Raw genomic sequence first — 19,795 nt, 5'->3', positions numbered from 1 at the left:
TCCTACATAAAAGCTGAAACAACTTTATTTCGACCCGTTTCCTTTGCTTTATAAAGGCATCGATCGGCTTGTTTTAAAGCATCATTGTAATCTGATAGATTATTTACTTGTGCTACACCTATGCTACAGGTAAGTGCTACGTTTTTACTATCAACATTCAAAAGTGTTGTATTGGCAACACTTTCTCTAAAGTTGTTAGCAATGTGCTCTGCAATTTGAATAGTTGCTTTTGGGAGAATAACCACAAACTCTTCACCACCATAACGCGCTTTTATTGAATCGCTACTGAAGTGTGACTCCAGCATTTTAGTAAATTCTATTAGGACAGTATCACCACTATCATGACCATAGTTATCATTGATAGATTTAAAGTGATCTAAGTCCAAAAGTAAAATTGAGAACGGTAAATAATTATCGGGATTATCGCTAACCAGCTTAAAAAAATGAGATGTAACAAAACGCCTATTGGCAGCCCCTGTTAGCTGATCGGTATACGCATCCTTTTTTTGTGCCAAAGTTATTTCAGCAATAGATTGATGGCTTTTATATCTAAAAAATTCACCAATCAACGAAAAAATAAACACCAAACTAAACGAAGCCATAAAACGTGATTTTTCTACAAAACCGTAATCGACCTGCCCAAAATTAGGACCGTATAATAGACCTAAACAGCAGACCAATAAAAACCCACTAAGCCATAACCCTAATTTAACACCGAGAGTAGCAAAGGTAACAACTGGATAAAACATAAGCCAATACAACGCTGTGTTCTCTTTACCACCTGTGTAAATAAGCGCAATACACATAATAAAAATGATTAGCATGGTTATTAAAGACACAACCTCTAGCTTACCGGTTTTGAAGAAGTAAACAGTGCAGGCAATGATCGTCATATTAGCAACGAGCAAAGCCACACTTAAGATGGGCGAATACACATCATAATTAGATAGAAGTAAAAAACCCAATATAAGAATAGCAAAGGCTATCATTGTAAATAATGAAAGTGCTTGGCGTTGCCTGTCCGAATTGTAAACGCTATCTATGTTAATTAAATTGCGCCAATTTGACTTAGCTAATTTTTCCTCTTCCATATCTATACTTTAAACTTTTGGACCATTTGTTCTAAATCACCGAATTGCTGTCTCAGTTTTGTACATTCGTTCAGAGTATTATTTAGGTTGGTTTTACTTTGAATAGATAGTTCACTGATAGTTTGTATATCTGCATCTAGTGATTTAACAACTTGATTTTGTTCTTCTGTAGCGTCTGCAACGGTATGATTGGCAACACTTATTTGTTTTATATCTTCTATAACTTGCTGCATTAATTTTCCAACTGCATCAGCTTCTGACACGCTTTTTTCACTGCCTTGTAAACTTGTTTTCATTAACTCCACAGCCAAAGTTGACCCTTTTTGCAATTCTATGACTGTTTCTTCAATCTCTTGCGTTGATTCTTTGGTGCGATGAGCTAATTGTCGAACTTCATCTGCCACTACTGCAAAACCACGCCCTGCTTCACCTGCGCGTGCTGCTTCAATAGCTGCATTCAATGCAAGTAAGTTGGTTTGTTCACTCACGCCTTTAATCACTTCTAAAACATTACCAATGCTTTCTGTATGTTCATTTAAGCTATTAATAGTTTGTTGAGCTTGCACTATATTGGCAGATAGCTCATGGATCCCTGCAACATTAGTGCTTAATATTTCCTGGTTTTGTGTAGAGTGCTTATTCGCATCTTTTGCGAGTGTTGATGCGTCAGATGCACTATTGAATATATCTGATGTCATCCCTGTAAATTGATTAATTGCAGCTGCAACGCTATCAGTACGCATACTTTGATCGTCATACATAGCAAGTGAAGAATGTGTTTGTGATAGCAGACTGGCTATTACGTCATCAAGAAGTATTGTTGTATCTTTAACTTGTTCGATTGATGATTGAATTTTTTCAATAAACACATTGAATGAATGGCTGAGTTCACCAAACTCATCGTCATTTTCTATCTCTAAACGACGTGTTAAATCACCTTCTCCCTGTGAAATATCTTTTATAGCGTCATTTAACCGATTCATTGGACGCATTAAATAACGAAGTAAAAATTGCATTAAAATTACAATTACGATTGTACCCACAATTAAGTAAATAAATGCCGTTTCACCAAAACTAGATACACTAGCAAATGCTTTTTGTTGATCAATAACAACCCCTAAATACCAATTAACATTTTCAATACCACGGATTTTATTAAACGAAACTAATTTAGTTTCGCCAGCTATTTGATATTCAACAAACTCGCTACTAAGTAATGGTTTGGTGCCAAATAACTCAGCGATATTTTTTAGGTTAACATTGCTTTGTGGGTGACTTAATATTTGGCCGCTGTCATCGAGTAAAAAACCATAACCCAGCCCTAAAAAATCAATATTATTAATAATTTCTGTCACCGTTTGCATATCAATATCAGCACCAGCAACACCAACAAAACGGTCATTTTGGTTTATAGGCACAACAGCAGATATAGTTAACTCGTTAGTTGTTACATCAATATAGGGAGTAGTAAAGGCAGTATTGGTTTTGTTTTCGACTAGCTTATACCAAGGACGTGATGTTGCATCAAAATCTGGCGGTAAAACGATGCTTTGATCATTTAAAATAAAATTACCGTTAGATTGGCCAATATAGGTGTTTTTAAAACTACCTGCTAACCCTGCTGTGTTTAATTGTAGTAATGTAAGCGTATTTGGATCTGATGGTTGGTGGGTTTTAGCAAACGCGCTAACAATGGCCAGCTTTGCATTTAACCAGCTAGCTATATTTTGAGAAACAGATTCTGAGTTTTGTTGCAACACGAGAGCAAGCTGATTTTGTGTTTGGTTTTTTAAGGTAAAGTAGTTATTTACAGTGAATAACCCTAATACCAAAACGAGTACAACAGACGCTGCTATTGTGACTTTTGTCGTAAACTTGAATGCCCCAAACATAAATGCCCTTTAATTTATTTTTAGCACTCTAGTTTTAGCAAATATTGTGAGCATTGTCTTAGCTATTTTCGGTTTTTCCGAAAATAGCAGCTAAAAACAATAAAAAAGGACTAGAAAAACTTAATTACAAATTTTAAGTAATTAATTTTACATAAATAATGTTCAATAGATAACGAATTTGGAATGTTCCAAGTAAAAAGAAAATAATAATGACTGAATACGTATTCAGCCATTATTATTCAATACATTTTCTACCATTTTTTAGCTAAACGAACAGCATTTAAACCATACCAAGCTATAAATACATAACATACCATAGGCACGAAAAAGCTATCTTGAATATTTACGGTATCGGCAATATACCCTTGTAATAAAGGCACTAATGCACCACCTACAATCGCTAAACATAGCCAACCAGAGCCTTTACTTGTTAACGGGCCTAATTTTTCAATCGCAACAGAAAATATAGTTGGAAACATAATTGAATTAAACAACCCGATTGCCAATACTGAATACAAAGCGACATCACCTTGTGTAAAAATAGTGATTAATAACAACGCAATAACACTGATAGCATTAAAGGCAATTGCTTTAGAAGGCGCAATTTTTTGTAACAACGCAGAGCCTACAAAACGCCCAACCATTGCTCCGCCCCAATAATAACTAATAAGTGCCGCGGCAGCATGCTCTTCAAGCCCAGCAATGTGTGCTTCACCAAAGTAATTAACTAAAAAGCTACCTATAGCTACTTCACCGCCTACATAACAAAATATTGCTACAACCCCCATAGTAAGGTGAGGTGCTTGCATTAAAGAGCGAGTTTCAGTATCGGTACTGTCTTCCTTATGGGCTTCAATTTCAGGTAACTTTATAAATGCAAACACAATGGCAATTAATAAAAGTGCTGCAGCCAACATTAAATAAGGCACTTTTACTGATTCTGCCGATGCAGCAGACGCAGCAGACGCAGCCAATGTACCAGCAGTACCGAAAAAGAGAATGCCTCCTACGTAAGGCCCTACTGTAGTACCCAGGGCATTAAGCGCTTGCGCTAAGTTTAATCGTGAAGAGGCGGTTTTATCTGGGCCAAGAGCAGCAACGTATGGATTAGCTGATACTTGCAATACGGTTATACCAGCAGCGAGTACAAACAATGCGCCTAAAAACAACCAATACTCATGCACTACTACCGCAGGGTAAAAAAGCATACAACCAATCGAAGCAATAATAAGCCCCGTTAAAATACCTTTTTTATAACCAAGCTGTTTAACTAAAATACCAGCGGGAATAGATACAATGAAATAGGCACCAAAAAAGCAAAACTGCACTAGCATTGCCTCAAAGTAGCTAAGATCAAATACGCCTTTTAATCGTGGAATCAATACATCATTTAATACTGTAATAAAACCCCATAAAAAAAACAGGGTTGTCATTGCAGTTAGGGGAAACAGATAATTTTTGTTGTGCTGTTTATTAACGCCATAATCGTGATGTGTGTTCAGTGTGCTCATTTTTATTTTCACTCCATTAACAAGTTAAACTGATTCTACATTGTTAATAAGTTGTTTGGGCACAAGGTGATTAGAACGTTCCAAATTATCATACTTATTCAAACTGCACATTCTTCTGAAACAGTATTGATTAAACGCTCAGTCTCACCGCTATTAGAAAATATATATAAGGCTTGATTTATATCATCTAGCACTCCAAGCCAGTTAGGTGTTAGCTTACTTATAGCAAAATACAATGAGTTATAATGTAGTGGTTTGCCATCTTGCTCAACAGCATTAAGCAGTGCTATTTTTTCACTTTGGTTAAGCTCAGAAAACGTAACTGAATGGGTTAACACGGAAGGATCGCCTATAATAAGATCGACCCGCTTGGCAAAAAGTAATTGCATTAACTGCAAATCGTTTACCGCACTAATAACTTTAAACTCTTCATTATCCATCATTGCATCAAATTCAGGCGTGTTTTGATATCCTCTTACAACACCTATTGTTGAGCCTTTTAATGAGTTTAGATTACCTGTAAAAATACCAGGTGCGTTTTTTCGCTTTAGAAATACAATATTTCCACCTTGAAACGAATTTGAAATACCAAGCAGCTCTCTTCGCATTTTATTTTTAACATAGTCTGAAGGCGCAGTGTCTTCAATAAAGTACTCAGGCATTAAAATATCGGCTTTTCCAAGTTCCACATTACGCACAGCTCTTGCCCAAGGTAAAAATTCTAAATAAACGCTGTAACCCTGGCTATTAAGAACAGCAACGGCAAAATGATAGACCCACCCTTTGTTACATAAGTCGTTACTTATATAAGGCGGCCAATCTAAAGTAACAATATGTAATGTGCGTTTACTATTTGGGGCGCTATATAAAAGCCCCGATTTATAACGCTGCCCTTCTACAGTTTTAAGGCTATTTTTATGAATGAAGGTTACGCTTTGACTCGCGAAACTAAAACAACTAATAAAGGACAACAAAAAGACTACAATGCGCATAATAAAGCTATCGTCAAACTAATAGTCAGTTAAGTGTAGGCGTTATTTACACTTTTGAAGGAGAAATAAATCTAGAGAATGAAAAATTGGTAGAACGTGAAATTGAATATAGACAGTGTCTAATGCCAACTAGCAGATTAAATTGGCATTACAAAAGTTATAAAGCAGGTTTAACCCATTTCATTTTATTATTGGTGTCACGCGAACTTATTATTGTGTCATCACTGCTTTTAACACCACCTAATTTAGAAAGCCTATCGTAAAGTACTACATTACAGGTTGCAGCTAAGTTCATACACCCTATAGTAGGAATGTAAACTACTTCATCGCACCACTTTAGTACGTCTTTAGGAACAGAACCGTCTTCTGGGCCCAAAACATAAAATGCATTTTCTGGGTGCTTAAATTCAGGGAGCGGTGTAGCCCCTTCAATTAATTCAACGACAACAACGGTTGCCCCTTCAGGTTTTACTTTTTCTAGGCTATCAGTAGAGGTTAATGGAATACGTTCAACCACATTTTTAGTATCGGTATGAAATTTTTGCGCATTAAGGTATCGATTACCCGTAAAATAAACCTGCATTGCGTCGTAACACCCAGCAGCTCGTAACACACCGCCAACGTTAGTAGGGCTCTTCGGGTTTATTAAACCAATACTCGCTTTTAACTTACTCATTAATCGCAATCCTTTGTTGGCCACTCAGCAATGTATAAATCAAAATCATCTAATTTTACATTACTGTCTTTGACTGTTTTATCTTTTACTGAAATATTGAGATCATGCATAAGTGTTTTATCGCCGTTATTTAATAACGGGTGCCACGAAGCTAAACCACGCCCTTCGTGTAAACGACGATAACTGCAACTTTGCGGCATAAAAAATATATCTTTAAGGTTTTCTTTGGTTAGTTTTACGCAAGAAGGGACAAGTGTTTGGCGGTTTTCGTATTCGCTACACCCACAGGTATTATTATCAAGATACTGACAAACAATATTGGTGAATATGAGCTGTTCACCTTCTCGTAGCTGATCGGTTGGGGCAAAATCGTCTTCATCTTCACTATCTATAAACGTATTTAAACAACATTTACCACAGCCATCGCAAATAGCCTCCCATTCATTTTGGCTCATTTCGCTCAGGCTCTTTGTAAGCCAGAACTGTGAATTTGCTAACTGTTGATCAAACATAGTGTACTCGCGCCCTTTTAAGAGCGCGCATTCTAACGTATTGCACTAAATGGCGCAAAGCGAATACCTCAATTTGATAATCACTTTGCGCTATTCATTAACGCTGCGATTGCACCCAACGCTTTATTTTTTTCTCCAAAATAGGCATGGGTAATGCGCCATCTATTAATACTTGCGTATGAAACGCCTTAATATCAAATTGGGAACCTAGCTCTTTTTTACAATAATCGCGAAGTTCTTTAATTTTAAACTCCCCTAATTTGTACGAAAGCGCTTGCCCTGGCCACGCAATATAACGCTCAACCTCTGCCACTACATCGCTTTCAGCCATTGATGAATTAGCAAGCATGTATTGTATACCTTGCTCGCGCGTCCACCCTTTTGCATGAAAACCAGTATCGAGCACTAAACGCATTGCCCGTAATTGCTCGTCAGCCAAACGCCCATACCACATATACGGATCGGTAAATAATCCAAACTCTTTTCCTAAACTTTCTGCATACAGTGCCCACCCTTCAGCAAAAACCGTATACCCACCAAATTTACGAAAATCAGGTAAGCCGCCTATTTCTTGTTGAAGAGCGATTTGAAAATGATGACCCGGTGCAGCTTCATGTATCGAGAGTGTTTCGAGTAAAAACTTAGGTTGTGCTTTTAAATTAAAAGTATTGATATAAAAAATACCCGGACGTGAACCATCTGGTGCAGGGGCTGCATAAGAAGCACCCGCCGCAGACTGAGCACGATAAGCCTCTACTGGTTTAACAATGTAAGGCGCTTTAGGGGCCACATCAAATAACTGCGGTACTTTTGCATCAATTTTTTTCTTCACATTTTCGTACGCTTCAATAAGCTCATCGGCGGTATTAAAGTAGAACTCATCTGAATCACGCAAGTGAGTAAAAAATGCAGGCAAATCGCCGTCAAAGCCAACGGTGTGTTTTACCTTTTTCATTTCGCTTAAAATACGCGATACTTCGCTTAAACCAATATTGTGAATTTCGTCAGCAGATAAGTTAAGCGTTGTGTTTTTCTTTATTTGGTATTCGTACCAAGCTTTACCATTAGTAAAATCACTGTAGCCTACTGACACACGACTACTAGGTATATAATCGTTAATTAAAAATGTGTGCATGCTTTGATAAGCCGGCACTAATTGCTTCATGATTAAATCGCGGTATTGCGCTGTTATTTCTTGTTTTTGCTCAACTGTAAACGAATTTGGTAAGTTTTTTATAGGTCCCCAAAACAGTGAGTCTTCAGCCTTATTTACAACATGCGCACTAAATTGTGGAGCTAACTTTTTTGCAAGTGGCAAAGGTAAAACAATATTTTGTTTTATACCTTCAGCCATAGAAAGCTCAACACTCTTAAGCCATTTGATATAGCCATCGCTACGTTTTAAAAAATTATCGTAATCCTGTACTGTTTTAAAAGGTTGTGCACTTTGCCCAGAGCCAAATCCAGCAAACACATTATGTGCTCCCGACATTTGATTAATAGGCAGAAAGTAGCTTGGAAATTGCATCCCCTCGAGGTTAAGTGCAAGGTCACGTTTTAAAATCTCATAACTTAATAGCGCTTGCCCTGTTAATTGTTGTGAATCAATGTAAGCAAGGCGTTGTTGATACTTTTTATAAAAAGCCGCCTTTTTGTTACGATTTGTCGCTGAAATTTCAGGCGTGAACTGATCATTAAATTCATTTTTACCGCTATATGTTGCCCTGATTGGCGAAAATGCAAGCGACTCGTTGTAGTATTGTTCAACAAGCACGTCTAATTGCTGCTCGGCCGATAATTCTGAAATCACAGCATTTATAGATGATGAAACCGGTTCACTATTATTTTGTTGAGACGTTGTGCTACTACACCCCATTAGCGCACCGATCACTGAAGAAGCGACCAGTGCTAATTTTAATAATTTCATATTAATCCTTATAAAAAACTCAGCTCGATTATGAGCTTTAAATTAAGCTAAATAAAGTAGTAACTTAGTCGTTATTTTATTGCACTTTTACTTGAGCTTGGTAAAGTCAAAATAACGTAACTTTCATATAAAAGAATTAAAAAGTGAAAAAGCACCTATTATCAGCCTCAATAGCCATATTATGTTTGAGCAGTCTACCTGCCCAGGCAGTCACCTACATTTCTGCAAAAGCCATGTTAGATGTAGAGAATGGCACACTCATTCAATCGCCATTAATTACTATTGATGATGGTGTGATCACCTCAATAGAACGTAATAAAAAGCCGCAACTAGGTAAAAATGATGAACTTATTAACCTGCCACAGTTAACACTAGTCCCTGGATTGATGGACATGCATGTACACTTAACGAGTGATCCTACTGTTTCTCGTAGTGAACGCTTGGGTCAATCAATCCCACGCATGGCAGTTAAATCGGCTTATTTTGCTAAAAAGACCCTTGAAGCAGGTTTTACTACCGTAAGAAATGTGGGCGCAGATGGTTATAGCGTTATTGCGGTGCGAGACGGTATTAATGCGGGTGACATTGTAGGCCCACGAATTTGGGCTGCAGGTCCTTCACTGGGTATAACAGGCGGGCACTGTGACAATAACCGTTTACCGCCAGAGCTAAAATATACCTCAGCAGGTGTTGCAGACGGACCATGGGCGGTTAGAACAAAAGTACGTGAAAATATAAAGTACGGTGCAAACGCTATAAAGTTTTGTGCTACAGGTGGTGTTTTTTCAAAGGGTACCAAAGTAGGTGTACAACAATATTCGCTTGAAGAAATGAAAGCCATTGTTGAAGAAGCGCACATGCGCGACCTGCCCGTTGCAGCACATGCACACGGCACAAGCGGCATAAAAACAGCCATCATTGCAGGTGTTGACAGCGTAGAACACGCAAGCTTTTTAGACGATGAAGCCATAGCCCTGGCTAAAAAACATGGCACTTGGCTTTCTATGGATATATACAACACAGAATACACATTAAGCTTTGGCGAACAAAATGGTGTAGACGAAGAAAACCTAAACAAAGAACGCCAAGTTTCTAAAAAACAAAGAGATAGCTTTAGCCGAGCTGTGAAGGCTGGTGTGAACATGGTATTTGGAACCGACGCTGCCATCTACCCACATGGTGATAATGCAAAGCAGTTTTCACGTATGGTTGAATTTGGTATGACTGAACTGCAAGCTATTCAATCAGCTACCATTAATAGCGCTAAACTTTTAAAAATGCATAATACACTAGGGCAAATAAAAACGGGATATGCCGCCGATATTATTGCTGTTGAAGGAAACCCATTAAAAAACATTTCAACATTAGAGCAAATACCGTTTGTGATGAAAGCAGGTATTGTTTATAAAACTGAAAAATAAAATTTAAATCTAAGTTAAGGCTGGCTTTGTAGTGTTAGCCTTTACTTTTAACGTTAAAATTCATTAAATTTTAATTCTCAATCCTAAAAACACTCAAATTAAAAGCAGAGTAAAACAATGTGTTAAAGCTTTAATAGCATTGTTTTTCCTGATCTCTATTGTCACTTTTAGTTTATTACTCTTAATTTGGGAGAGTTGTTAAAGAAAATCATATTGCAATTTTTTTCTTAATTGCCAAATTCGTCCCCTTCTTTATATTTGTTTGGTTTTTATTAACTAAGCCGGACTATTTGTATAAAAAACACGCAAACAGTTGTTTTAATCTAATATTTATTGAACTTTTAGTATATTTTTCAAATAATAATCATTATCATTAACGTAAATAAATAAATGCGAATGGTTATCATAATGAAAAAGTTTAATTACTCACTCCTCACCCTTGCTTGTTTAAATGCACAAGCCGCTTTAGCATCAACCACTGCAGAACAAGATATTGAACACATAAGTGTTTATCAAAAACAAAATCAAGTTGTTATGAGTTCGGGCCTTGCCACAAAGTCAGATATGTCCTTAATGGAAACCCCTGCTCCTGTTGTTATTGTTGATCGTGAATTAATTGAATCACAGGGCTTAGACAGCCTACAAGATCTTGTTCGTAATGTGAGTGGTTTAACCCAAGCGGGTAATAATTATGGTATTGGTGATAACCTTGTTATTCGCGGTCTTGACGCCAATTACACTTATGATGGTATGTATGGGGGAGCTGGACTTGGAAACACCTTTAATCCAACTCGCTCATTAACCAATGTTGAGTCGGTTGAAGTGTTAAAAGGCCCAGCTACAGGTTTATATGGTATTGGTAGCGCTGGTGGTGTAATTAATTTAATTGAAAAAAAGCCTGAGTTTGAAGAAAAACATAAAGTCGCTTTAGAGCTTGGTCAATGGGACAGCTACTCTCTTGCTTTTGACAGCACAAATGCACTTAGCGACAATTTAGCGTATCGCGTAATGGCTAAAACGGCCTCGAGCGATGGCTTTCGCGATTTAAAAGAAGAGCGTGATGAAATTTATACATCACTTAAGTATGTGTTAAACGATAAACAAGACGTTATGCTCTCTGCTGCCTATATTAAGGATTCAATTGCTGTTGACTCAATTGGCCACCCTATTCGCATATACAACGCAGAGACAGCGAATGGCTTAACTGCTGGTGAAGTAACCGCTGCAGACTTAGTAAACGATCCGACAGGCAGTGGCTTACAACTGACAAGTGAACAGCAATTACAATTAGCGAACTCTCTTTCTGCAACAGATGGTTTAACACCCTATGACTTTGGTACCAATGGGATTATTTCACCAATGGCCGATGATAATGAAGGTGAAGAATTACGATTTAAGCTTACGCATAATTACTTTATCACTGATGACTTATTCTTAAACCAGCAACTACAGTACCGTAATTACACATCAAGCTTTGCTCGTCAAACAGGGGCTTTTAATTACGTGTACTCAACTCGCAGTGGCGTTATTAATCAAGACCCTCGTGCTCCTTTAGTTGAAAATGATGTACTTTATCCATTTGCAGCTAGGCGCCAAGAGTATCGCCAAGTAGAAGCAGATGAAAAATCATGGCAGTACTTTTTAGATTTAAGATACGACTTTGAGATAGGCGATATTGATAACGAACTCTTAGTTAATGCAAATTATGAAGACCGAGATATTGGTTTCAAACAATACTCTATTTATGACAGCGATAAAGTGATTTACGACACTGATGGTAATGTGCTTTATCAAGGTGCTTTACCCTATATCTATGACATGAGGCAACCAAATTGGCCAATCGGTGGCTTTGACGATTACGACCCGCTAAAAACGAGTGATTATAATAAAAAGGTTCAAGCATGGGGAATGGGCGTTCAGCATGTAGGTTATATTAATGACACACTGACTACACGCATAGGAGTCGCCTATAACCGTATTAAGCAGAGCTACGAACATAATGGTGTAGATGAACGTTACAGTTCAAGCCGTGCAGAGCCAACCCCTGAGGCAAACACATCTGATTCAGGTTTAACCTATAATTTAGGTGCTACTTATCAGCCTACTGAAGATTTTTCTGTGTTTGTTAATCACTCTAAAGGCCGAACCGCATACAGTGTATTAGGCTCTGTTGCTGGTAACGAAGCAGATAGAGAAGACTCAGAATCAATAAGTAATGACTTAGGCTTTAGGTATAAAGCATTTGACGACCAGCTACTAGCTACTTTAGTTGTGTTTGAAAGCGCTCGTACAAATCTTGAATACAGTAACCCACTGTATGAAGCTGGTGTGTCTGGCCCTGATATAGCAGAAAGCTACTTTGATGGCGAAGAGCAAACCAAAGGCGTTGAGCTTGATTTAAATGCGTATTTAAATGAGCAGTGGAAAATAAATGTTAACGGCGTATATCAAGACGCGCGTGATAAATCTAACCCCAATAGTAGCGCTTACGACACTCGTCAAAAAGGGGTGCCTTATGTAACTGCAAGCACATGGGTTACTTACTATGCAAACATATTTAATTTACCCGAGTCAGTTAATATTAGCGGGGGTATTACTTACGTTGATAACAGAAGTACTAACTCAAGTTCATTTAGTATTCCTGATGGCTATGTACCTGGCTACACTGTGTACGATGCTGCAATTTCGTATACAACTAAACAGTGGAACATGCAGCTTAATTTAAACAACCTATTTAACAAACAGTATTATTCTAAAGCGATGTTTTTAGGCGGTATGCCTGGTGAAGAGCATAATGCTAAATTAAGTTTTAGTTACACACTTTAGCGGTTAAAATTTATGGGTGCTTGTGTTTACAAGCGCCCTTAATATTTAAAAACTATGCATAAAATGGATTAAATTGTATTTAAGCCAAACTAAGATTATTTTAGTGCACTTAATGCCTTGCTATCGCAAATCAACATGCTAGCATTTAATTTCTGAAATTACTGAAAGTTAATGATATGACTTTATCTGAAAAGAATTTTACCTTTGTGATGCATTGTGGCGAAATGGGCAGCCGTTGGGGCTTTAACCGTACTATAGGCCAAATGTGTGGTTTACTAATCATTACTAAAAACCCGATGACAGCGAATGAAATTGCCGACTCACTAAGTATCTCGCGTGGCAATGTGAGTATGGGCATAAAAGAGCTGCAATCTTGGCAATTAATTAAAGTTCAGCACATTCCGGGTGATCGTAAAGAGTATTATGCGCCTGCAGGCGATATTTGGGATATGGCGAATCGAGTATTTGAAGAGCGAAAAAAACGTGAAATCGATCCAACGCTCAGCCTTTTGCGAGATAACTTACTCGACGAAGCGAATAACGAAGAAGAAGTGTATGCCCAAAAGCAAATGGAAGAAATTCACAACCTACTTGAAACGGTCACTAAATGGTCGTCTGAGTTACAGCGTTTAACTCCAGAGCAGCTCAACAAGCTTATGAAACTGGGATCAGGAATTGGCAAGGTCATCGATTTAAAAGATAAAATTTTTAAAAAAGAATAAAGCCGCATTTTGCGGCTTTATTTTTTGTTGGACTAGATTTTTGGGTATCCGATTCTATCAGACAAATAACCCACACTCGTTGCAAAGTAATAAGAGCGGTTCCAATGCATTAACACTTTGTAATTATCATAGGCCAAAAACATACGGCCGTTGATATCATCGGGCATAACCAGTGCTGCTCGTACATCAACGTTAGGCAACGCAGTACCGTCTGCTCTTCTCACCCCTAAAGCCTGCCACTCATCGAGTGAACGCTCAGAATCATTCCAATACTCAAGCCATTGTTTACGTGTTTTAGTACCACGAACTAAAATATATTTATTGTCAAAGTTATCAGGAAGCATAACTTGACGACCCCAAGTTAATGAGTCGTTCCACCCTTCTTGCTTTAAATAATTAGCAATTGAAGCAAACGCATCTTCTTTTGAAGTCCAAATATCTTTGCGACCATCATTGTTATAATCAATTGCGTAAGCATTAAAAGACGTTGGCATAAATTGAGTTTGCCCCATAGCCCCAGCCCAAGAACCTTTAAACTTGTCTAAAGTAATATGACCCGATTTTAAAATGTCTAAAGCCGCCCACAACTGGCGTTTATAAAGTGCTTCACGGCGGCCATCAAAGGCAAGTGTCACTAATGATGAAATAACATTGTGACCGCCTTGAATAGTACCAAAGTTACTTTCAAGCCCCCATAAAGCGACTATAAAGCGTGCTTGTACGCCAAACTCTTTAGCTACTTGCTCAAGAATATCTTTATTCTCAGCATAAAGTTTGCGAGCACGGTCAATTTTCCATTGTGGTACACGTTTTGGTAAATAGGTCTCGAGTGTTTCTTTCACTTCAGGCTGGTTTTTATCAGCTGATACCACTTTTTCTTTATACGTCGCAGTCGCAAATGCACTATCAATTAACGACGTCTCGTAGCCTTTTGCGATTGCTTCTTCTTTTAGGTTTACTAAGTAATCTTTAAATTCGGCTTGTGTTTTGGCAACAACTGACGAACTCAAGCATAAACCACATAATACAACTGCCAGTTTTTTAATCACGATCGGCTCCATTTTGTTTTCTTAGTTCAGTAAGCAAATTATCTTCCGGTGGTGGAAGTTGTAAATAGTATCCTTGATCGGTTAATGCACCCTTAACGGTTTCCAAATCCGCACCACCTAGGTGCTCACGTTTAGCTAAGTTGATGAGCATCACATATTGAGGTTTGCCAAACATAGCCATTAGAGATTCTGGAACTTTGCTAAAATCATCTCTTTTTTCAACAAATAAGAAGGTATCCGTCTTTTTCTTACTTTTATATACCGCAGTTAACATTATGACCCTATAAATTCTTGCACAACAATGCTTCACACTATACCATGAGAGTAATAATAAGTTAGAAAATTTAGATTAGAAATTTTGATTAAGGCCTTATTCAGCCTGTGTTTATCTAATTATAATTTCTTATCATACAATTCAATTGAGCGTGTATGTCGGACCAAATTTTTGAGTTAAAAGGGAATCTTTTTACGTTATCAGTTTTACATCTTTATAGTGCTGATATAAACCTTTTAGCAGAACAATTGTACGTAAAAATAGCCCAAGCCCCTCGTTTTTTTGAAGGAGCCCCTATTGTTGTCAATTTAGAAGAAGTAAAAACCAGTTCTTTAGACTTTGTTCATTTAAAGTCACTTATCGAACGAATGAGCTTCAACGCAGTGGGTGTATGCAATGGCTCTGATGGGCAGCATGCAAATGCCAAAAAAGCTGGCTTTTCAGTATTAAATTATTCGCAAGACGTAAAAGCAGAGCCCGTTGAAAAGCAACCAAACACTTCAATTGTCGAAAAAAATATTATACTTCCAGCACAAATAATTAACGGTACTGTACGCTCGGGTCAACAGGTGTATGCAAAAGACCGCGACCTTATTGTATTAGGCGCTGTTAGTCATGGTGCAGAAGTAATAGCAGATGGCAACGTACATATTTACGGAACCCTTCGTGGTCGCGCAATAGCGGGCGCAAAAGGATTAGAAAACGCACATATATTTTGCCAAAAGCTAGAAGCAGAACTTGTTTCCATAAATGGCAACTACTGGATCAGTGACTCTCTACAAGGTGAGTTTTGGGGCAGTGCAGTGCAAATACAACAAAAAAATGAATCATTAGAAATTTCAGCTTTGGTTAAAGGATAAATCTCATGGCAAAAGTAATTGTCGTTACCTCGGGTAAAGGTGGTGTTGGTAAAACAACATCAAGTGCCGCAATAGGCACAGGCTTAGCATTAAAAGGCTACAAAACGGTTATTATCGATTTTGACATCGGTTTACGTAACCTTGATTTAATTATGGGGTGCGAGCGCCGCGTTGTTTATGACTTTGTAAACGTCATAAACGGTGAAGCAAACCTAAACCAAGCACTTATCAAAGACAAACGTGTTGAGAAGTTATTTTTACTGCCAGCATCGCAAACGCGTGATAAAGATGCACTAACTCGTGATGGTGTAGAACGCGTTTTAAACGAGCTAAAAGAAGACTTTGATTATATTGTATGTGATTCACCAGCAGGAATTGAAGCGGGTGCGATGATGGCAATGTATTTTGCTGATGAAGCGATTGTAACTACCAATCCAGAAGTGTCATCTGTACGAGATTCTGACCGTATTTTAGGTATTTTGCATAGCAAATCTAAACGCGCTGAAGAAGGCCTTGAAAATATCAAAGAACACCTATTATTAACACGCTACAACCCTGAGCGTGTTGCTAAAGGTGAAATGCTTTCGGTAGAAGATGTACAAGACATATTAGCTATCGATTTGTTAGGTGTTATTCCTGAGTCACAAGCAGTATTGAGTGCATCAAATTCAGGTCAACCGGTAATATTGGATGGCGAATCAGATGCTGGTCAAGCATATGCTGATGCCATAAACCGCTTACTTGGTGAAACCGTCGATTTTCGCTTCTTAGATGTAGAGAAAAAAGGCATTTTTAAACGGATTTTTGGAGGCTAATGTGTCGTTACTTGACTATTTCCGCTCAGAAAAGAAAAACAGTGCGTCTCTTGCAAAAGAGCGATTGCAAATCATTGTCGCACACGAACGTTCTCAGCGTGGAACACCTGAATACCTACCACAATTAAAACAAGATATTTTGGATGTAATTCGAAAATATGTGAACGTTAATAGTGATGCCGTGCAGGTACAATTTGATCAGAATGAAGACGACTTAGCTGTATTAGAGCTAAACGTAACTTTACCTGACGAAGAAAAGAAATAATTGAAGAATGGGCGCGTTAAGCGCCCTCTTTATAACTAACAACTACTAAAATATTAACCTTTTAGGTATCCCACTCTTTTAAAGCTTCTTTAATAAAGCTATAACGCCAAGAGCTCAATAAATCTGGCTTTATATGTGTCTTTTTTTGCTCTGCCGTCAACTTCCAATTCCAGCTGATTAATTGATTAACTTGTTTTTTAGAGGCTAAAACATCTTCAGGAATATTATTAGCTTTAGCAACTTTCGTTATTTTTTGCTTAATATCTTTTGCCGTTTGTTTATAATTAGGAAAATCTATTAAACGCTTCAACACTTGCGGGTGCTCGTCAACGGCAATTGCTTTAGCTTTTTCTATACACTTTAAAATCTCAACCCCAGAGCGATTAACTTCAATCGATTCTACACCCGGTATTTGACGCAATGAATTTAAACTAGATGGCCCTCGCTTAGCGATTTCGGTCATGTTATGTTCTTTCAACACAAAATTAAGAGCAAGGTTTTTACGTATTGCTTTATTACGGCGCCATATTGCTAGCTCTTTTAATACAGCTAATTCATGTGGTTTTAACTGCCAAGCATTTTTAATATCTTTATAGAGCAATTCATCCGGTGTTTGAAAAGCCCGTTTATTAGCAATTAATTCGCTCTCATCCAAAACAATCTCAAACAAATCAGCTTTGTTAATACGATCGATAATTAATTCAAAGCACGGTAATAAATGAAATGTATCAGCGGCAGCATAATCAAGTTGCTTTGTAGTTAGCGGTCGTTGTAACCAATTGGTACGTGATTCGCTTTTATCTATTTCAATACCTAGGAGTGTTTTAACCATAAGGGCAAACCCCATACAGTTTCCTTCACCAAGCAATTGCAAAGCAAATTGAGTATCAAACAATGGTGCAGGAACGAACCCAGCATATTTTTGAAATACTTCAATGTCTTCAGATGGTGAATGAAGCACTTTTAAAACTGCGGGGTCTTTTAAAACCTGCCAAAAATCAAATAACGAGAGCTCAGCTAAAGGATCGATAAGTGCTAGATGCTCACCGTCAAAAACCTGAATCAGTGCAACTTCTGGATACAAAGTGCGACGACGCATAAACTCGGTATCAATAGCTAATATAGGCTTATTTTGGATCTGCTCAACAAAGGTATTAAGCTGAACTTGTGTTTGAATTAATTGATATTGCACTTAGTCTCCTACAATAAAAAAGCCGGCTAATGCCGGCTTTTTTATAGTTTTCTAATCTTTCAAGGCTCGTCTGAGTATTTTACCTACGTTTGTTTTAGGTAACTCATCCCTAAACTCAACGAGTTTTGGAACCTTGTAATTAGTTAAATTATCACGACAATGGTTTATTATATCTTTTTCAGTTAAAGAAGGGTCTTTTTTAACAACAAAAACTTTAACTTGTTCACCGCTGACATCATGAGGAATACCAACAGCCGCCACTTCAAGCACACCGTCGTGCATTGCAACAACTTCTTCAATCTCATTTGGGAAAACGTTAAAGCCAGATACTATGATCATGTCTTTTTTACGATCTACTATATAGAAGAAGCCTTCATCGTCATATGTAGCAATGTCACCTGTTGCAAACCAACCGTCTTGTAAACATTCGGCTGTGGCATCTGGGCGCTTGTAATAGCCAAGCATAACCTGAGGGCCTTTAACGCATAGTTCGCCAGGCTCACCTTTAGCTGCCTCTTCACCATTCTCAAGCATTAGCTTAATGTCAGTATTTGGTGCAGGTAAACCAATAGAACCGTTATAAGACTCTAAGTCGTAAGGGCTAATTGTAACAAGTGGAGCACATTCAGTAAGGCCGTAGCCTTCCATCAGTTTTGATCCTGTCACTTTTTGCCACTTTTCAGCAACAGGACGTTGAACCGCCATACCACCACCTAACGACATTTTTAAGTGGCTAAAATCAAGTTCATCAAAACCTGGTGTGTTTAGTAAACCATTAAATAATGTGTTAACACCGGTGATTGCTGTAAATTTAGTTTGGCTTAATTCTTTTACAAAACCCGGCATATCACGCGGATTAGTAATCAATAAGTTTAAACCACCATATTTCATGAACGTTAAGCAGTTAGCCGTAAGTGCAAAGATATGGTAAAGCGGAAGTGCAGTAACAACCACTTCTGTTCCACGGTTTAGTACCTTATCTAAACAACCAGACACCTGCTCAAGGTTACCCACCATATTACCATGGCTCAACATAGCACCTTTAGATACACCGGTCGTGCCGCCTGTGTATTGTAAAAATGCTAGGTCAGATAAATTTAATTCAGGGCGTGTGTAAGCATTTTCGTCAGCGTTTAACAAATCTGAAAATTTAATCGTGTTTGGTAAGTTGTATTTAGGCACCATTTTTTTAACGTGCTTAACAACAAAGTTAACAATGTGCTTTTTAAGGCCACCCACCATGTCACCAACTTGAGTAACCACGATGTGTTTAACGTCTGTTTTACCTAAAGCCTTTTCAAGAGTATCTGCAAAGTTTGCAAGAATGAAAATGGCGCTTGTGTCTGAATCTTTTAACTGATGTTCGAGCTCACGTACAGTGTATAAAGGGTTAACGTTAACTACCACACACCCTGCGCGTAAAATACCTAAAATAGAAATAGGTGTTTGTAATAAGTTAGGCATCATTACGGCAACTTTGTCGCCTTTTTTGAGTCCCAAATCATTTTGAATATACGAGGCAACTTTTTTAGTTGCTGTGTCTATTTCTTCATACGACAACGTTTTACCCATGTTTGTGAATGCAGGTAAATCTTTGTAATCAGAAAAACTTTTTTCGAACACTTCGAGTAACGAGTTGTAATGCTCAGGATCGATTGTTTCAGGCATACCTTCTGGGTAGCGCTTAAGCCAGATTTTTTCCACTCTTAGCCCCTGTTTATAGTTATATTTTTATTAACCTTAATCTAAGTAAGGCACTTTAACAATTGA

The 19,795-nt window shown here is 37.8% G+C and carries 17 protein-coding genes; 6 read left to right on the top strand and 11 right to left on the bottom strand.

The features are described from left to right. Positions 1-2: 2 nt before the first annotated feature. The 7 genes from AC27JL_RS06140 to AC27JL_RS06110 all read right to left on the bottom strand — a co-directional run bounded on the left by AC27JL_RS06140 (position 3) and on the right by AC27JL_RS06110 (position 8,601). Positions 3-1,091 carry a GGDEF domain-containing protein gene (locus AC27JL_RS06140; protein ID WP_487195098.1) on the bottom strand — a complete coding sequence of 363 codons (1,089 nt, stop codon included), beginning with the start codon at positions 1,089-1,091 and terminating at the stop codon, positions 3-5. 2 nt (positions 1,092-1,093) lie between these two features. Continuing rightward, a complete protein-coding gene (locus AC27JL_RS06135; RefSeq protein WP_487195097.1) occupies positions 1,094-2,983 on the bottom strand; it encodes a methyl-accepting chemotaxis protein in 1,890 nt (629 codons plus the stop codon). Between the two features lie 251 nt (positions 2,984-3,234). Beyond that, positions 3,235-4,494 carry an L-fucose:H+ symporter permease gene (gene fucP / locus AC27JL_RS06130; RefSeq protein ID WP_487195096.1) on the bottom strand — a complete coding sequence of 420 codons (1,260 nt, stop codon included), beginning with the start codon at positions 4,492-4,494 and terminating at the stop codon, positions 3,235-3,237. 98 nt (positions 4,495-4,592) lie between these two features. Continuing rightward, on the bottom strand, positions 4,593-5,486 hold the full coding sequence (locus AC27JL_RS06125) for a substrate-binding periplasmic protein (protein WP_006793472.1): 894 nt from the start codon (positions 5,484-5,486) through the stop codon (positions 4,593-4,595). Positions 5,487-5,643: 157 nt separating this feature from the next. After that, the gene (locus tag AC27JL_RS06120; protein WP_487195095.1) at positions 5,644-6,162 is read right to left on the bottom strand and encodes an RNA methyltransferase; all 519 of its coding nucleotides are present in this window, start codon (positions 6,160-6,162) and stop codon (positions 5,644-5,646) included. After that, positions 6,162-6,674: a YcgN family cysteine cluster protein gene (locus AC27JL_RS06115; protein WP_487195094.1), complete on the bottom strand. Its 513-nt coding sequence runs from the start codon at positions 6,672-6,674 to the stop codon at positions 6,162-6,164. The genes AC27JL_RS06120 and AC27JL_RS06115 overlap by 1 nt, the downstream gene beginning before the upstream one ends. Positions 6,675-6,771: 97 nt before the next feature. Continuing rightward, positions 6,772-8,601, bottom strand: coding sequence for a DUF885 domain-containing protein (locus tag AC27JL_RS06110; protein ID WP_487195093.1), 1,830 nt, complete (start codon positions 8,599-8,601; stop codon positions 6,772-6,774). 143 nt (positions 8,602-8,744) lie between these two features. Between AC27JL_RS06110 and AC27JL_RS06105 the strand changes: the two genes are divergently transcribed. The 3 genes from AC27JL_RS06105 to AC27JL_RS06095 all read left to right on the top strand — a co-directional run bounded on the left by AC27JL_RS06105 (position 8,745) and on the right by AC27JL_RS06095 (position 13,570). Further along, positions 8,745-10,022: a Xaa-Pro dipeptidase gene (locus AC27JL_RS06105; protein ID WP_487195092.1), complete on the top strand. Its 1,278-nt coding sequence runs from the start codon at positions 8,745-8,747 to the stop codon at positions 10,020-10,022. 408 nt (positions 10,023-10,430) lie between these two features. After that, complete coding sequence (locus AC27JL_RS06100; RefSeq protein WP_487195091.1) at positions 10,431-12,848, top strand: TonB-dependent receptor; 2,418 nt, start codon at positions 10,431-10,433, stop codon at positions 12,846-12,848. Between the two features lie 176 nt (positions 12,849-13,024). Next, positions 13,025-13,570: a GbsR/MarR family transcriptional regulator gene (locus tag AC27JL_RS06095; protein ID WP_010556194.1), complete on the top strand. Its 546-nt coding sequence runs from the start codon at positions 13,025-13,027 to the stop codon at positions 13,568-13,570. Positions 13,571-13,602: 32 nt separating this feature from the next. On the opposite strand, the gene AC27JL_RS06090 is transcribed toward AC27JL_RS06095, so the two are convergent. After that, positions 13,603-14,619: a lytic murein transglycosylase gene (locus AC27JL_RS06090; protein WP_487195090.1), complete on the bottom strand. Its 1,017-nt coding sequence runs from the start codon at positions 14,617-14,619 to the stop codon at positions 13,603-13,605. Next, entirely contained in the window at positions 14,612-14,893 is a 282-nt protein-coding gene (locus AC27JL_RS06085; RefSeq protein ID WP_487195089.1) for a YcgL domain-containing protein, read from the bottom strand. The genes AC27JL_RS06090 and AC27JL_RS06085 overlap by 8 nt, the downstream gene beginning before the upstream one ends. 155 nt (positions 14,894-15,048) lie before the next feature. On the opposite strand from AC27JL_RS06085, the gene minC reads away from it, so the two are divergent. The 3 genes from minC to minE are packed head-to-tail and all read left to right on the top strand — an operon-like array spanning position 15,049 to position 16,833. Continuing rightward, positions 15,049-15,753 (top strand): septum site-determining protein MinC, encoded by a 705-nt coding sequence (gene minC / locus AC27JL_RS06080; RefSeq protein WP_008131728.1) that lies wholly within the window; start codon positions 15,049-15,051, stop codon positions 15,751-15,753. A gap of 5 nt (positions 15,754-15,758) precedes the next feature. Then, positions 15,759-16,568 (top strand): septum site-determining protein MinD, encoded by an 810-nt coding sequence (minD, locus tag AC27JL_RS06075; protein ID WP_006793462.1) that lies wholly within the window; start codon positions 15,759-15,761, stop codon positions 16,566-16,568. A gap of 1 nt (position 16,569) precedes the next feature. After that, on the top strand, positions 16,570-16,833 hold the full coding sequence (minE, locus tag AC27JL_RS06070) for a cell division topological specificity factor MinE (RefSeq protein WP_006793461.1): 264 nt from the start codon (positions 16,570-16,572) through the stop codon (positions 16,831-16,833). A gap of 61 nt (positions 16,834-16,894) precedes the next feature. Here the strand turns inward: minE and rnd are convergent, their stop codons facing one another. Both rnd and fadD read right to left on the bottom strand, forming a co-directional pair. Then, complete coding sequence (rnd, locus tag AC27JL_RS06065; RefSeq protein ID WP_276755794.1) at positions 16,895-18,025, bottom strand: ribonuclease D; 1,131 nt, start codon at positions 18,023-18,025, stop codon at positions 16,895-16,897. Positions 18,026-18,076: 51 nt separating this feature from the next. Continuing rightward, entirely contained in the window at positions 18,077-19,729 is a 1,653-nt protein-coding gene (gene fadD, locus AC27JL_RS06060; protein WP_006793459.1) for a long-chain-fatty-acid--CoA ligase FadD, read from the bottom strand. Between the last annotated feature and the right edge of the window lie 66 nt (positions 19,730-19,795).

This window comes from Pseudoalteromonas sp. 4NS20-0020, from assembly GCF_057554385.1.
The sequence above is the reverse complement of the archived record's forward strand: the minus strand, read 5'-3'. Positions and strand labels throughout refer to the sequence as shown.